The 15296-nt window shown below is 41.8% G+C and carries 11 protein-coding genes and 1 rRNA gene; 11 read left to right on the forward strand and 1 reads right to left on the reverse strand.

Going from position 1 to position 15296, the window contains the following annotated elements; all coding sequences use genetic code 11:
- Positions 1 to 9 precede the first annotated feature (9 nt).
- A 5S ribosomal RNA gene (rrf, locus tag B9T19_RS10360) occupies positions 10 to 124 on the forward strand.
- Positions 125 to 702: 578 nt separating this feature from the next.
- Here rrf and B9T19_RS10365 read toward each other — a convergent pair.
- Positions 703 to 993, reverse strand: a complete 291-nt coding sequence (locus B9T19_RS10365) for a YkgJ family cysteine cluster protein (protein ID WP_094568553.1) — start codon at positions 991 to 993, stop codon at positions 703 to 705.
- Between the two features lie 286 nt (positions 994 to 1279).
- Here B9T19_RS10365 and rlmD point away from each other — a divergent pair, with 286 nt between their 5' ends.
- From rlmD to thiD, 10 genes are all read left to right on the forward strand, one after another.
- Positions 1280 to 2638 (forward strand): 23S rRNA (uracil(1939)-C(5))-methyltransferase RlmD, encoded by a 1359-nt coding sequence (rlmD, locus tag B9T19_RS10370; protein WP_094568554.1) that lies wholly within the window; start codon positions 1280 to 1282, stop codon positions 2636 to 2638.
- Positions 2639 to 2848: 210 nt separating this feature from the next.
- Positions 2849 to 3754, forward strand: a complete 906-nt coding sequence (gene rdgC / locus B9T19_RS10375; RefSeq protein WP_094568555.1) for a recombination-associated protein RdgC — start codon at positions 2849 to 2851, stop codon at positions 3752 to 3754.
- A 568-nt stretch (positions 3755 to 4322) separates the two neighbouring features.
- A complete protein-coding gene (parE, locus tag B9T19_RS10380; protein ID WP_094568556.1) occupies positions 4323 to 6284 on the forward strand; it encodes a DNA topoisomerase IV subunit B in 1962 nt (653 codons plus the stop codon).
- Between the two features lie 370 nt (positions 6285 to 6654).
- Positions 6655 to 7575 (forward strand): oligopeptide ABC transporter permease OppB, encoded by a 921-nt coding sequence (gene oppB / locus B9T19_RS10385; protein WP_094568557.1) that lies wholly within the window; start codon positions 6655 to 6657, stop codon positions 7573 to 7575.
- Positions 7576 to 7586: 11 nt separating this feature from the next.
- On the forward strand, positions 7587 to 8510 hold the full coding sequence (gene oppC / locus B9T19_RS10390) for an oligopeptide ABC transporter permease OppC (RefSeq protein WP_094568558.1): 924 nt from the start codon (positions 7587 to 7589) through the stop codon (positions 8508 to 8510).
- Positions 8511 to 8519: 9 nt separating this feature from the next.
- Complete coding sequence (gene oppD, locus B9T19_RS10395) at positions 8520 to 9494, forward strand: oligopeptide ABC transporter ATP-binding protein OppD (RefSeq protein WP_094568559.1); 975 nt, start codon at positions 8520 to 8522, stop codon at positions 9492 to 9494.
- A complete protein-coding gene (gene oppF, locus B9T19_RS10400) occupies positions 9491 to 10483 on the forward strand; it encodes a murein tripeptide/oligopeptide ABC transporter ATP binding protein OppF (protein WP_094568560.1) in 993 nt (330 codons plus the stop codon). The genes oppD and oppF overlap by 4 nt, the downstream gene beginning before the upstream one ends.
- Positions 10484 to 10805: 322 nt before the next feature.
- Complete coding sequence (gene hemW / locus B9T19_RS10405) at positions 10806 to 11933, forward strand: radical SAM family heme chaperone HemW (protein ID WP_094568561.1); 1128 nt, start codon at positions 10806 to 10808, stop codon at positions 11931 to 11933.
- Between the two features lie 287 nt (positions 11934 to 12220).
- On the forward strand, positions 12221 to 13618 hold the full coding sequence (locus B9T19_RS10410; RefSeq protein ID WP_094568562.1) for a Do family serine endopeptidase: 1398 nt from the start codon (positions 12221 to 12223) through the stop codon (positions 13616 to 13618).
- Between the two features lie 280 nt (positions 13619 to 13898).
- The gene (gene thiD, locus B9T19_RS10415; protein ID WP_094568563.1) at positions 13899 to 14714 is read left to right on the forward strand and encodes a bifunctional hydroxymethylpyrimidine kinase/phosphomethylpyrimidine kinase; all 816 of its coding nucleotides are present in this window, start codon (positions 13899 to 13901) and stop codon (positions 14712 to 14714) included.
- Positions 14715 to 15296 lie beyond the last annotated feature (582 nt).

Consider the following 15296-nt stretch of genomic DNA (forward strand, 5'->3'; position numbering starts at 1 on the left):
GCCAGTTTTCCTGGGGAAAATAGCGCTATGGAACCACCTGATCCCATCCCGAACTCAGAAGTGAAACGTAGCAGCGCCGATGGTAGTGTGGGAGATCCCATGTGAGAGTAGGTCAACCCCAGGGCTTTATCTTAAAAGCCTCTAGCTTAACCGCTAGAGGCTTTTTTCTTGCGTACGTTTTTTGTTTTTTTTATTCCTTAAAAACATATTTCTTTAAAAACAGCTTTTAAGAAACTTTAATATTGAGCTTCTAAGAGAAGCTGATGCATTGCCGGATTTTACAATTGCACTCTTTTAACAATCTCACGCCGGCAATGAGTTTAACCTTTATGTCTTTGCGGGTAGGCCTAGAGTAGTAGGCATAGGGAAGAGATCGAGTAGTAGACATGAGTAATAGCTAGCGAAGGAGAAATCGATTATCAGTAATTATAAATGGATAGTGATTCATTAGTAATTGATTGCCGGTATTAGTATCAAAGATGCCACTCCGCGGGCATGCAATAGGAATAAGAATGAAATAGTAGGCTCCCGCGGCTCCGCTGATTATCTTAGTGGATAGATCTACAGATATTGAAGATCAATTTTAAGTCGCTAGAGTTATCATATATTTGCAGGCAAGTGATCTCCCGCAACTCATCGGCTTCTCTTGACTTAATAGGTACTTGGTAAAATGATCTAGAGAATTATTGGATCAAAAAGTTCTTATTTCTCCTCTTTTTCTCGTGCTTTTACTTTCTGATCGAGCTGTAGGAGCTCACAGATTTGTAGATTCTCTGCGACAAATTCATCCCAGGGGATATGATGATAATTAGTATGATATTGATACTCAATATTGCAGATATCAGGACGCGTCTCATAGATTTCACAACGATTCTCTTCGGTGAGATGTCTGCAAACACCATCACCACGATCTAAATGTTGCAGTTCTGTTGCTAAATGTAGGTAACGGCAACAGGCGCCGCAACTTGTACAAGGGAAATAGTGTTCGCTCATGATTATCTCTCTACTCTTTGAGGTGGGGAAGGTGATCTTTGGTGATTTCCTTTTAACTTACGATTACCATAATGCTTGAGTTATTTGGTTAAATTATCGAGTCACTTTCCATAAGATCGATTGCTACCGTTTCTATTATACGCATTCTCTTACTATAACGATAACGCCTCGATCTTAATGTGAGTGATCACTACCTAATTGATAAAGGGAGCGTTCTCTTTTCTTCTTTATAGATGAATGTGATAAACTTCTATATTGCAAAAATTTAAGTAAAAATGAGGTAATTGTGAGTAGAGGACATAGACGTGGAAGAGGTCGACGTAATAGAGTTCCAGTTGAGCCTATTACAGTAGATATTCATGATTTAGCACATGATGGCCGTGGTGTTGCCAAGGTTGAAGAGAAAGTGGTCTTTGTAGATGGTGCTCTCCCCGGTGAAAAGGTTGTTGCACAGTATACCAAGGTTAAAAAAGAGTATGATGAAGCTCAAGCGACAGAGGTCTTAGTCAGTTCTCCTGATCGTGTAGAGCCTTTTTGTGAGGCTTATGGTGTTTGTGGTGGTTGCCGATTACAACATCTTGATGCCGAGCGTCAGATCGATTTTAAAGCGGAGCAGCTACGTTCTAATTTGGCAAGACAAGCAGGTTTAACGGAGTATGAGCATCTGCCTAATCTTCGAGGGGAATCTCGTAATTATCGTTATAAAGCACGATTAGGGGTAAAAAATGTGCCGGCGAAAGAGCGGGTTCTTGTCGGATTTCGTGAGCGTTTAACTCCTTTTATCGTCGATATGCATCGTTGTCCTATTTTAGAGGAGAAGATTGACCAACTCATCACGCCACTTTCTGAGATGATCGGAAAGCTCTCGATTGCGGCAAAATTACCGCAGATTGAAGTTGCAGTAGGGGATGATACTCATGCATTAAGTTTTCGTGTGCTTGAGCAGCCTACAGAAGAGGACTTAGAAATTTTACGAGCCTTTGAAGAAGAGCATGACCTTATTCTCTACCTGCAACCAGGAAATGAATCGACCACAACAGCTTTAACAGAGAGAGGTTCATCGGATCAAGCACTCTATTATCGTCTTCTCGATCAATTGACGCTCTACTTTAAGCCTTACCATTTTACGCAGGTCAATCCCGCGATGAATAATAAGATGGTTAAACAGGCATTATCGCTGCTTGATCTAAAAGGGGATGAGAAGGTACTCGATCTCTTTTGTGGTTTAGGAAACTTCACACTAGCCTTAGCAACCGTTGCCGGCTCAGTAATAGGGGTTGAAGGGGATAAGAGCTTAACCGATTGGGCAGGGCGTAATGCAGAATATAATGGGATCAAAAATGTTGAATTCCATTGTGCGGATTTAACACAGAATCAACATGATGCTCCTTGGATGAATGAGCGTTATGATGCTATTTTAATAGATCCTCCTCGATCGGGAGCATTAGAGATGATGCCTTATTTAGGGACCTTAGCCCCAGAAAAGATTCTCTATGTATCGTGTCATCCGGCAACTTTAGCACGCGATTTAGCACTTTTAACAAAAGAGTATCCCTATGAGTTAGTGTCGGCAGGGGTTATGGATATGTTCCCCCATACAGCACATGTGGAATCGATGGCACTACTTGTTCGTAAGGGTGAATAGTCGTAAGGGAGAATAGGGCTGTTATAGGGCAATCTATCTTATTTTGGCGATTTTAGGGCCGAAAGATTTAATGCCTAAAGAGAAGAAAGAGGAGGTAATCTCCTCTTTTTATTTTAATTGTTGATTTGTTGATTTATTGAATTATTTAGTTATTGAATTATCTGATATGAGGGGACTTCTCCCCTCTTCTAATTTTAAGGAGTTCTCATCATGCGACCATTTAAGAATATACTTATCTATCAATTTGATGAGCCATTCATGATGGATTCATCAGAGCTTGAGGCGTTGCTTAGCGAATATCCCCTACGAGAATGTGGCGATGATGAGTTAGAGACTTATGGCTGGTTACCGGCATTCTCTCAAGGAGAAAATCTTGTTGAGACGATCCATAATGCCCACTTCATTCGTCTTGGTATGGAGGTGAAAAAATTACCTCGCCGAGCTATTCAAACGGCCGTTGAGAAGCGTGCTCGTGAGCATGAACTCGATCTTTATGATCGCGCTAGACTCAAAGAGCTTGAAGAGGTGATTACCAATGAATTTATTCGAAATGCTTATCCTGAGCAGAGTTCGATTATGGCCTATATTGATCGTGAGAAAAATTGGCTCGTCATTGATGCCACTTCTGAGAAAAAGGCCTCTTTGGTAACAGCTGTTTTGCGTAAAACATTGGGGTCACTGCCGGTAGTGGGATATGCGCCGCAAGTTGAGATGGCGCTTTTGATGACCGATTGGGTTCAAAATGGTTTAAGTGATACCCGTTTTCAATTTCTCGATGAGATTGAACTTAAAGAGCTCAATAAAGAGGAGGGGGGTGTCGCGCGCTATCGTGGAGTTCCGTTAGATTCAAAAGAGATTGAGCTCAATATCTCAGAAGGATGGAGTGTCACCAAAGTAGGGCTTGCTTATCAGGAGCTTGTCACCTTCTCCCTCGCGGAGGACTTTATTTTGAAGAGAGTCCGTTATCTTGATCAATTTCAGGAGCGCTTAGAGTTAAGTGATGATCAAAATGCCGTAGCCCAATCTAACGGTTATCTCTTGGTAGATACTGTTCGTCAGCTTGTAACAGATCTTTATAATCTCTGCTATCAAAGTACCCCGACCTCTCAGGCATAAGTGGGGGATTTAATCCTTTTTAGGATAAAAATAGAGAAGTTGGGTCGACATTTGGATGATTTTTATCAAAATAGACCATAAATGACCACTCTTTTGAGGCATGTTTCTCTATTTAAAGTAATATAATGTTTTCCATTGAGTGATATCGATTGCGAGAGAAGATTAGGGCATGCTCTATCGGATTGAGATTGAGATTGAGATTGATACTCATTGAATGGATAGTGTTCAATAATGATGATCTTTTTCTATTCATCAGATCGATGATGGGTCGATTGAAGATTTAATGTCACGATTGAGGTCATTATTAGGGTCACTATCAATCAGTAGTAGAGGGTTAATTGATCTTATTGGCAACATTATCTTACTTAACTACTTTGACCGTTTGCCGATTTTACAATTTTTAGGGATTCATCAATTACGATTGAGCTAAAAATTGAGATACTTGATCGGTAAAATGAAAATGAAAATGAAAACGAAAAGTAACAGAAAGATAAAAGAGCTTTCTTTCAAAAGCTCTATTTTTTATTAATAATGATTGATTATTGTCGATGAGAGAGTTTTGCAACTTATGAGTAACAAACAATATACATCTCGTTCTATAGAAGTTCTATCTGGGCTAGATCCTGTACGTAAGCGCCCCGGCATGTATACCGATACAAGTCGTCCTAATCATATTCTGCAAGAAGTGGTTGATAACTCAGTAGATGAAGCGCTTGCCGGACATGCAACTGCCGTTACCGTGACACTCTATCACGATGGATCGCTAGGCGTTAAAGATGATGGACGTGGAATGCCTGTCGATATTCATCCTGATCATGGCGTCAGTGGCGTTGAGTTGATCTTAGCGACCCTTCATGCCGGCGGGAAGTTCAACAATGAGAGTTACCAATATTCCGGTGGTTTACATGGGGTAGGGGTCTCTGTTGTGAATGCGCTTTCTGAGACATTAGAGGTGATTGTTCATCGAGAAGGGAAGATCTATCGCATCATCTTCAATGATGGTTATAAGGCGAGTGAACTCGAAGTAATCGGCAAATGTGCAAAGAACGAAACTGGAACAGAGATTCGTTTTAAGCCGGATGCGAAATATTTTGATTCACCCAAAATTGCTAAGAAGGCGCTCTCCGATCTTTTAAAAGCAAAAGCGATTCTCTGTGCCGGCTTGAAGATCACCTTGATCGATCAAACTCACAAAGAGGAAGAGGTCACCGTTTGGTGTTATGAATCGGGTGTTGAAGAGTATCTTTACGATACCTTAAAAGAGGTTGATCATCTTCCTAAAGAGATCATCTTTGGTGAGTACCGAGGAGAGAGTGAAGAGGCTATTTGGGGGCTTGCTTGGAGTGAAGTAGGCGCCCCGATAATGGTTGAGAGTTATGTCAACTTAATTCCTACTCCATTAGGAGGAACCCATGTCAATGGAATGAAGTCGGGCTTGACGGAAGCGCTTCGTGATTTTTGTGAGCAGCGAAACCTGCTTCCAAGAGGTGTGCGCATTACGCCGGAAGATCTCTTCTCTCATCTTAACTTCTTATTATCGGTCAAGATGCAGGAGCCTCAATTCTCAGGACAGACTAAAGAGCGTCTCAGTTCTCGTAGTATCGCAACACTACTCAATGGCGCGATTAAAGATTTCTTCACTCTTTGGCTCAATAACCATGTTGAAGATGGAGAAGAGATCGCCGAATTGGTGATTACTACTGCTCAAGCACGTCTTAAGAGTGCAAAAACCGTTGTACGCAAACGGGTATCGCAAGGGCCTAAACTTCCTGGCAAGCTCGCAGATTGCGTAAGTACCGATGTTAATGAGACAGAGCTCTTCTTAGTAGAAGGGGATTCTGCGGGCGGATCGGCAAAACAGGCGCGCGATCGTGATACACAAGCTGTGATGGCGCTGAGAGGGAAGATTCTCAATACTTGGGAAGTCCCCACAAGTGAAATTTTAGCCTCTAACGAAATTCATGATATCTCTGTTGCTATCGGGGTAGATCCCAACAATGAGAATCTTGATGAGTTACGTTATGGCAAAATCTGCATTTTAGCGGATGCAGACTCCGATGGTCTCCATATCGCCACCTTGATCTGTGCGCTCTTTTTGAAGCACTTTCCAAAGTTGGTCGCTGCGGGGCATCTATTTGTTGCTTTACCACCACTTTATCGAATCGATGTGGGTAAAGAGGTTTTTTATGCGCTAGATGAGGAGGAGAAAGAAGCAATCTTAAAACAACATGAGAAGAGTCGTGGACAGAAGTCGGTCACTCGTTTTAAAGGGCTAGGGGAGATGAATCCTATGCAGCTGCGAGAGACGACGATGAGTCCTGACACGCGTCGATTAGTCCAGTTAGTGATTTCTGAAGCATCGTTAGCAACATCTGAGGGAGGTTCGATTGCCGCAGAGAGTGTCGATACGCTCGATGGGGAAGCACTTCTTGAAGATCCTATCGCTGTCTTCGATAAATTACTAGCACGAAATCAGCGTCAAGAACGTAAAGAGTGGATTGAGAGTAAACATTTTGAGCCTGAGATTTAAGTCTTAAATACCTCAGCAAATGGTCAATTAGATGGTCAATTAGATGGTTAATTAGATGATCCACTAAATGAATCACTAAGAATCATTAAGAATCATTAAATGGCTCATTGTGATGAGGATGATTTTTAAGAAGAGATGACACGATAACAGCGTATTCGAAAATGAAGTTAAGGAGGATCGAGTGATCGCTGCTATCTCTATAAACTCTCATATCTGCTGATTTTATAATCTACTAAAAATAGTCTACTCAATGATCTACTCAATCTACTGCTAACATTGTGGTAGAGGGGAGATACCTAATATGATTGGGTAATCACAAAGATAGATACTGACAATAAGCTATTAACCATAGCAAAATAAAGGATAGAGCATGATACGATTTATATTAAGGCGTGTATTGGAGGCCATTCCAACACTGCTTGTGTTGATTACAATCTCATTTTTTATGATGAGATTGGCGCCGGGAAGCCCATTTACAGGTGATCGGATGTTACCCCCTGAGGTATTGGCAAATATAGAGGCGAAATATAATTTAAATGCCCCACTATATGAGCAATATTTCGATTATCTAAAGCAGTTGTTACGAGGTGATTTAGGTCCCTCCTTCCGCTATCGGGATTATACGGTCAATGAATTGATCGCTACCCACTTTCCCACCTCGGCAAAATTGGGAATGGCTGCGTTTGTTTTGGCCGTTATTTTAGGAACGCTTGCCGGAACAATTGCCGCACTCAAACAGAATAGCTTCTGGGATTATTTAGTGATGAGCTTTGCGATGACCGGCGTTGTTGTTCCTAGCTTTGTCGTTGCGCCACTCCTAGTGCTTCTCTTTGCAATTACGCTCCATTGGTTACCTGCCGGTGGTTGGTATGGCGGGAAGATTCAATATATGTTACTTCCTATGATTGCCCTCTCTCTTGCTTATATTGCTAGTATTGCGCGGATTATGCGTAGCTCGATGATTGAGGTTCTTAACTCGAACTTTATTCGGACGGCAAAATCGAAAGGATTGCCGATGCGGACCATCATTATTAAGCATGCCTTGCGTCCGGCACTGCTTCCGGTTCTCTCCTATTTAGGGCCTGCATTTGTCGGAATTATCACCGGCTCGCTGGTGATTGAGAAGATCTTTGGTCTTCCCGGAATTGGAACGCTTTTTGTTGATGGCGCGCTCAATCGCGATTATTCAACAGTTTTGAGTGTAACAATTCTCGTTGGGAGTTTAACGATTCTATTTAATATGATTGTCGATATTCTCTATGCAGTGATCGACCCGAAAATACGTTACTAAAGGAGAATCTGATGGATATCGTATCGAAACAGAAGAGAGAAGCGGTCGAAGAGTTCTCCGAAAATTTAAGTGATAATCTCAATATTGCAGGGCGTAGTCTCTGGCAGGATGCGCGTCGACGTTTTATGCGTAATCGTGCGGCGATGACAAGTCTCTTAGTTCTTGCTTGTATTGCGCTCTTTGTGATCTTTGCACCCCTGGTTTCAGAGTATAGTTATGACCATACCGATTGGGGCATGATGACAAGTCCTCCGGACTTTGAATCGGGACACTATCTCGGAACGGATTCTAATGGCCGCGATATCTTTGTTCGTATCGCCGTTGGGGGACGAATTTCACTTTTAGTGGGGATTTCTGCAGCATTTGTTGCTGTCTTGATGGGAACCTTTTATGGTTCACTCTCTGGCTATGTTGGGGGGCGTGTTGACTCCTTGATGATGCGTGTTTTAGAGATTTTAAACTCATTCCCTTTTATGTTCTTTGTCATTCTTTTAGTGACCTTCTTTGGCCAGAACCTCTTCTTAATCTTCTTAGCGATCGGAATGGTGTCATGGCTCGATATGGCAAGGATTGTTCGTGGGCAGACATTGAGTCTCAAGAATCGGGAGTTTATTGAAGCGGCAAAGGTCTCGGGGGTCTCAACGGCACTCATTATCTTTCGCCATATTGTTCCGAATGTTTTAGGCGTTGTGGTGGTCTATGCCTCTCTTTTAGTTCCTAGTATGATTCTGTTTGAATCTTTCTTAAGTTTCTTAGGATTGGGGGTACAAGAGCCGATGAGTAGTTGGGGATCTCTATTAGCAGATGGCGCAAACTCAATGGAAGTTGCACCATGGCTCTTAATTTTCCCGGCACTATTTTTAATCGTGACCCTCTTTTGTTTTAACTTTATTGGGGATGGGCTTCGTGATGCGCTCGATCCAAAAGATCGCTAGGAGAGCACAATGAGTGAATTATTATTAGATGTAAAAGATCTGAGTGTAGTCTTTGAGACCTACGATGGAGAGGTGACAGCGGTCAACTCGCTCAACTTCTCACTCAAAAAGGGTGAGACTTTAGGGATTGTTGGAGAGTCGGGATCTGGAAAATCACAGACAGCCTTCTCTTTGATGGGATTACTCGCTAAAAATGGCCGAGTAACGGGATCAGCGCTCTTTGAAGGACGTGAGATTCTCAATCTTAAAGAGCATGAGTTAAATCGACTTCGGGCGGAAGAGATTGCGATGATCTTCCAAGATCCGATGACCTCTCTTAACCCTTATATGACCGTCGGCGCACAGTTGATGGAAGTTTTAATGCTTCATAAAGGGATGAGTAAGAAGGATGCGTTTGAAGCTTCAGTGAAGATGCTTGATGCGGTGAAGATGCCGGAAGCAAGAAAGCGAATGAAGATGCATCCTCATGAGTTCTCCGGCGGAATGCGTCAGCGAGTGATGATTGCAATGGCGCTTCTCTGTCAGCCAAAATTGCTGATCGCAGATGAACCTACGACAGCACTTGATGTGACGGTACAAGCACAGATTATGGCGCTCCTCAATGAGCTGAAAGCAGAATTTGGGACGACGATCATTATGATCACCCATGACCTCGGGGTTGTTGCCGGCACTTGTGATAAAGTTTTGGTGATGTATGCCGGTCGTACCATGGAGTATGGTGGTGTTGAAGATATCTTCTATCAACCAAGCCATCCATATACTTTAGGGTTACTTGATGCGATCCCAACGTTAGAACATGATGGAGAGCTTCTTCATACAATTCCCGGCAATCCGCCTAATCTACTCCAGCTTCCTAAAGGTTGCCCCTTTACACCTCGCTGTGAATGGCGAGATAGTCGCTGTTCCGAAGCGCCCCGTTTAGAGCCTTTCGGTAATGAGCGCCTACTAGCTTGCTTTAGAGATGCAAAGGAGTTGTTAGCATGAGTGAACAAAATAGAGAAAAAGTAATCTTAGAAGTCGAGCAATTGAAGGTTCATTTTCCGATTCGTGAAAAGAGTCAATACTTTTGGGAGAAGCCTTTAGCGCTAAAAGCGGTCGATGGTGTCAGTTTTAAACTCTACGAGGGGGAGACGTTAGGTGTTGTGGGTGAGTCCGGTTGTGGTAAATCCACATTAGCACGAGCAATTATTGGCTTAGCACCGATTACCGGTGGATCGGTCTCCTATTTAGGGCAAGATCTTGGTAAAGCAACAAAGCGTGAGATGCAAGCGATTCGTAAGGATATTCAGATGATCTTTCAAGATCCATTGGCATCACTCAATCCACGTATGACGATTGGCGATATTATTGCTGAGCCTTTAAAAACGCATTTTCCTAAGCTCTCAAGTAGTGAGGTTAAGGATCGTGTTGAGGCGATCATGGCGCGTGTTGGACTTCTGCCTAATGTTATCAATCGTTATCCTCATGAATTCTCTGGCGGGCAATGTCAACGTATTGGGATTGCACGAGCGCTGATTTTAGAGCCTAAAATCATTATCTGTGATGAGCCTGTATCGGCACTCGATGTTTCGATTCAGGCGCAAGTGATCAATCTTCTGAAATCATTACAGAAAGAGATGGGGCTCTCTCTCATCTTTATTGCCCATGATTTAGCCGTGGTAAAACATATCTCAGATCGTGTTTTGGTGATGTATCTTGGCAATGTGGTTGAGTTAGGGACAAAGCTTGAGGTCTACAATGATACGAAGCATCCTTATACTAAGGCCTTGATGCAAGCCGTGCCGCTACCAGATCCTTCAAAAGAGAAGGGGAAGACTTTAGATCTGCTTGAAGGGGATCTCCCATCCCCTATTAATCCGCCATCAGGTTGTGTCTTTAGAACGCGTTGTAAAGAGGTGGTAGCACAATGTTCAGAGGTCAAACCGGGCTTGAAGGGATTAACACATCTTTCAGCTTGTCTCTTAACAGAGTAGTGTTTAAAACAGCTGATAAAATTGAGTAGCGTTGAAGATAAAAGAGAAGAGATACGGGTAACGGTATCTCTTTTTTTGTTAAAGGAGAGCGTTTGGTGCCAAAAAGGAATGGGATAAGATGTATCGTGACCTATATTGCGAGCTGTATTGTGACGATAAACTCCGTAAAGCGGATAGATTGATGATAAAGTAGCGGGAAAATGAGTTTAACCAATCATCAATCACTAATAACCAATAATCAATAACATCCATTTGTAATGAATTGATTGACCGTATCCTTGTCGTGTCCTTGTAATATATAATTGAAGAGAGAGTTATCACAATGATTCCATTATCGCTCTATATCCACTTTCCCTGGTGCATTCAGAAATGTCCCTATTGTGATTTTAATTCACACCAAAATAATAGTGCGCTCTATGAACCCTATATGCAGACTTTGACGGCAGATCTTTTAGAGATTCTACCCTCTGTTTGGGGGAGACGGATTCACTCTATCTTTATTGGTGGTGGGACGCCGAGCCTTATTCCTCCGAAGCTTTTAGATCAATTTTTTACAGAGCTGCGAACACTCCTTAATTTTGATCCTAATATCGAGATTACAATGGAGGCAAATCCCGGCACTGTGGATGCACAATATTTTCAGCAATATCGTGAAATTGGGATTAATCGCCTCTCAATTGGTGTTCAGAGCCTTAATGATCGACTTTTAGAGAAGATTGGGCGCATTCATTCAAGTGATGAAGCGATCAAGGCCTTTGAGATAGCACGTAATGCCGGATTTACCAATATTAATTGTGATCTGATGTTTGCGCTGCCAGAGCAGAGTTTAGAAGAAGCATTAGAAGATCTTCAAGGTGTCCTTGCTTTAGAGCCGGAACATATCTCTCACTATCAATTGACTTTAGAGCCTAATACTTACTTTCACCGTTATAATCCTCCCTTGCCAAAAGAGGAGATTATTGAGGAGATGCAGCTAGAGAGTTATCGTTATCTTAAAGAGAGAGGATATCAACATTATGAGGTCTCTGCTTTTGCTCAACCAGGGCGTCAGAGTCAACATAATCGAAACTATTGGGAGTTTGGAGATTATATTGGTATCGGTGCCGGCGCACATGGCAAGATCACTATGATGGGGGAGGAGAAGATCTATCGAACACAGATTGAAAAGCATCCTCGAACTTATCTTGAAAAGAGTGCCAGTGATCGTTTAACCCGACATGAAATTGCCCAAACGGATCTTCCTTTTGAGTTCTTCCTCAATATATTACGACTCAAATCAGGAGTGCCAACCTCATATTGGCAAGAGCGGACCTTTCTACCGGAGAGTGAAATCGCAAGTTTTTTAGAGGCGTATAGAAGAGAAGGGTTATTAGAGCCCTCTTTAGAGATCATTGCTCCGACAGAAAAAGGACTTCTTTTTGTAAATAAGATGTTAGAACAGCTGCTTTAACCGATTCTGATTATTAACCTCTATTGTTAAGAATGGGGTAATGATGGTGATAATGTTACTTATGGTGTTATTCATCTAGTGGAGATACACAGGATTGTATGTGTGTTCTGTAAGAGATGAATATCACCTGAGGTAAAAGAGAGAGAAGTGGGTAAATCGTAGCCAAAAGAGACAAAATGATGCGTCAAATAGACTATCTTTTTAAGCTAGATGCTTGAATTTTCATCACAAGCCCTTATATTGAAAACTAAGATAGTTTCCGAAAAATGGATAACAAGGAGCATTCAATGAAGTTAGGAAAACGCTATTTACAGCAAGCTGGACTTTTTTTTGTGGCAATCACAATGTTGATTGTCCAACAAGCGCTAGCACAATTACCGGATTGGAGCGAACTGTTTGAAAAGAATAAAGCCGCTGTAGTAAGTATCACAACGGAAGGGACAGAAACCATTACAGGATGGTCCCCTTTTGAGGGGTTCTCGTTTGGCGGGCCTTCCCCATTTGGTGATATGGATCCATTTAGCTTCTTCTTTGGTGATAGACCTCAAAAGGAGCAAGAGCGTATTGTTCGTGGTGCAGGCTCAGGTTTTATCATTGATGAAGCAGGGTATGTGATCACCAATGCACATGTGGTCTCTGATGCGGATAAGATTAAGGTTCATTTAGCAGATCGTCGTGAGCTTGCTGCTGAATTAGTAGGGCTTGATGAAAAGACAGATGTCGCAGTTTTAAAGATCGATGCTGATGAACTTCCCGTTGTTAAAATAGCCAATGTTGAAGATCTTAAGGTAGGGCAGTGGGTCATGGCGGTAGGTTCCCCATTTGGTCTCGACTATACAGCGACTCAAGGGATTATCAGTTCATTAGGTCGTAATCTTCCTAACGATAACTTCACCCCTTTTATCCAAACAGATGCCGCTATCAATCCGGGTAACTCTGGTGGACCACTCTTTAATACAAAAGGGGAAGTGATTGGTATTAACTCACAGATCTATACGAGTACCGGAAGTTATGCGGGTGTCAGCTTTGCTATCCCGATCGATTTAGCGATGCATATTGTTCAACAACTTCGTGAAGATGGTAAAGTTTCACGCGGATGGTTAGGAGTGCAGATTCAAGAGGTCACCGCGACACTTGCAGAGACTTTTGATCTTGATAAACCGCAAGGGGCATTGATTGCAAGCATCGTTCCTGAAAGTCCTGCAGATAAATCGAAGTTAAAAGTAGGTGATATCATCTTAAAATTTGGTGATCAAGAGGTGATCTCTTCAAGTCAACTTCCTATTTTAGTGAGCCGAATTAAAGCAGATGAAGTGGTTGAAGTTGAAGTTCTTCGAGATGGTCAGCGAGAGACGATTGAAGTTACGATCGAAGCGTTAGATGATGAAGGGCGAAAAATTGCCGGTAGTCAAAGTGCCTCTAACAATGTTTTAGGGGTTACTGTGGAAGAGAGCAAACAGAACGCTCCTGTAAAAGGTGTGGTGATTACGGCTGTCGCAAAAGGTATTGCTAAAAATGCAGGGTTGATTCCAGGAGATGTGATTACACAGATTAATGGCTTAGAAGTTTCAGATATTAAGAGTTTTGATACTGCTTTAAAAGCAACTGAGAAGGATCAGATCTTAAGAATCCTCATTAATCGCCAGGGAACACCTTACTTTGTTGCGGTTAAAAAGGAGAAGTAGTGGGAAAAATCAGATTGTTCAATGAATAATCGATCAATACTCCAATCAACACTCCAATTAATATTCCTTCAAGCGAGGGAAGAGAGCCTAGAGAGATCTAGGCTCTTCTATTTTATGGAGAATGATGAGGGATGTGCTAGATACTACTTTTTCTGTGGTATCTATTGGGTATTGCTATAATAGAGAGGCAGAGTTAACGCTCTGTTAGGTTGCAGATCAGATATGAGTTATAGAAGTGACAACCGCTATAGAAGCTATTGAAAAAATGAAGGATAAAGAGATGAAGAAGATTTTAACAATCGCAGGATCTGACTCTAGTGGAGGAGCCGGAATACAAGCAGATTTAAGAACATTTGCCAAACATAATCTTTATGGGTTTTGCGCGTTAACGGTAATTGTTACGATGGATCCTAAGGCCAATTGGTCACATGGTGTCTATCCGATCGAAGTTAAGACTATTGAAGCACAGCTCAATACTGCTATCGATGGTGTTGGAGTTGATGCCATTAAGTTAGGGATGTTGCCAACGCCTGAAATTATCTCTTTAGTTTCACAAAAACTTCACTCTTTATCGAGAGAGATTCCTATTGTCGTAGATCCTGTTATGGTTTGTAAGGGCGATGAGCCTCTCTTTCCAGAACATGCAAAAGCGATTCGTGAATCACTCGTCTCTTTTGCAACAGTAGTGACTCCAAATTTATTTGAGGCTGCGCAACTTGCCGGCATGAGTAAGATCACCTCTTATGAAGAGGCTGTTACTGCTGCGAAAAAGATTATGACCTTGGGCTGTAAAGCTGTTGTGATTACAAATGTCGGTAGCCTTATGGCACCTAAAACATCAGGAGATCTCTACTATGATGGGGAAGAGCTTCTCTTAATTGAAGGGGCTTTTATCGATACTCACCATACGCATGGATTAGGATGTACCTTCGCTGCGCATGTTGCTGCAAATCTCTGTAAGGGTTACTCCAAACGAGAAGCGACAGTATTGGCGAAAGAGGCTATTCGTGCCGGCATTAAGCAACACTTTGCGCTCAATAGTTATGTGGGAACACTCAACTTTGAAGAGAGTTTTAATGCAATCGAAGAGAAGTAGCAGAAAATAGTTCCCGCTTTGATATCTAGCTTTGATATCTCTATCATTGATTGATAATCAATAGATTACATATATATAAAAGTCTCTTTAAGACAATGTTTAAGTTGCTGTTGATGCGTGACAAGATGAAACACTCGAAAAATTTCCAAAGATTTTTCAAAAAAGAGTTGCAAATAAAACCAAAAGGGGTAAGATACATCACCTCAGACGACACAGCGCTTCTGAAACAGTCAAAGCTTCATCCTATTAGTAGTCAGTTTTAAGCAAGTTTTAATACAGTTTTTAACATCTTGCTAATAAGAGTTTGAGTAGGGTTCGAAATTGAGATTGAGATTCAAGTTAAAATCAAAATCAAAAAATCGAAAAGAACTCAAAAATAGTTAAAAATAAGTTTGACAAGTTGATAAAGTATCTGTAGTATAGTTCGTCTGCTTAGGGCGGTAAGAGATTCAATCTTGATTCACTTTAACCCTAAAGTTCTTTAACAAATTAATCTTAAGTAAGTTTGTATGGGGGCTTGTATTTGTTTGCGTGAGCAAAAGAATAGAAGTCTAACCAAACAATTCCAGCATCTATTTTTTT

Origin of the sequence: Ignatzschineria sp. F8392, assembly GCF_002252045.1 — a bacterium.
Taxonomy (GTDB): domain Bacteria; phylum Pseudomonadota; class Gammaproteobacteria; order Cardiobacteriales; family Wohlfahrtiimonadaceae; genus Ignatzschineria.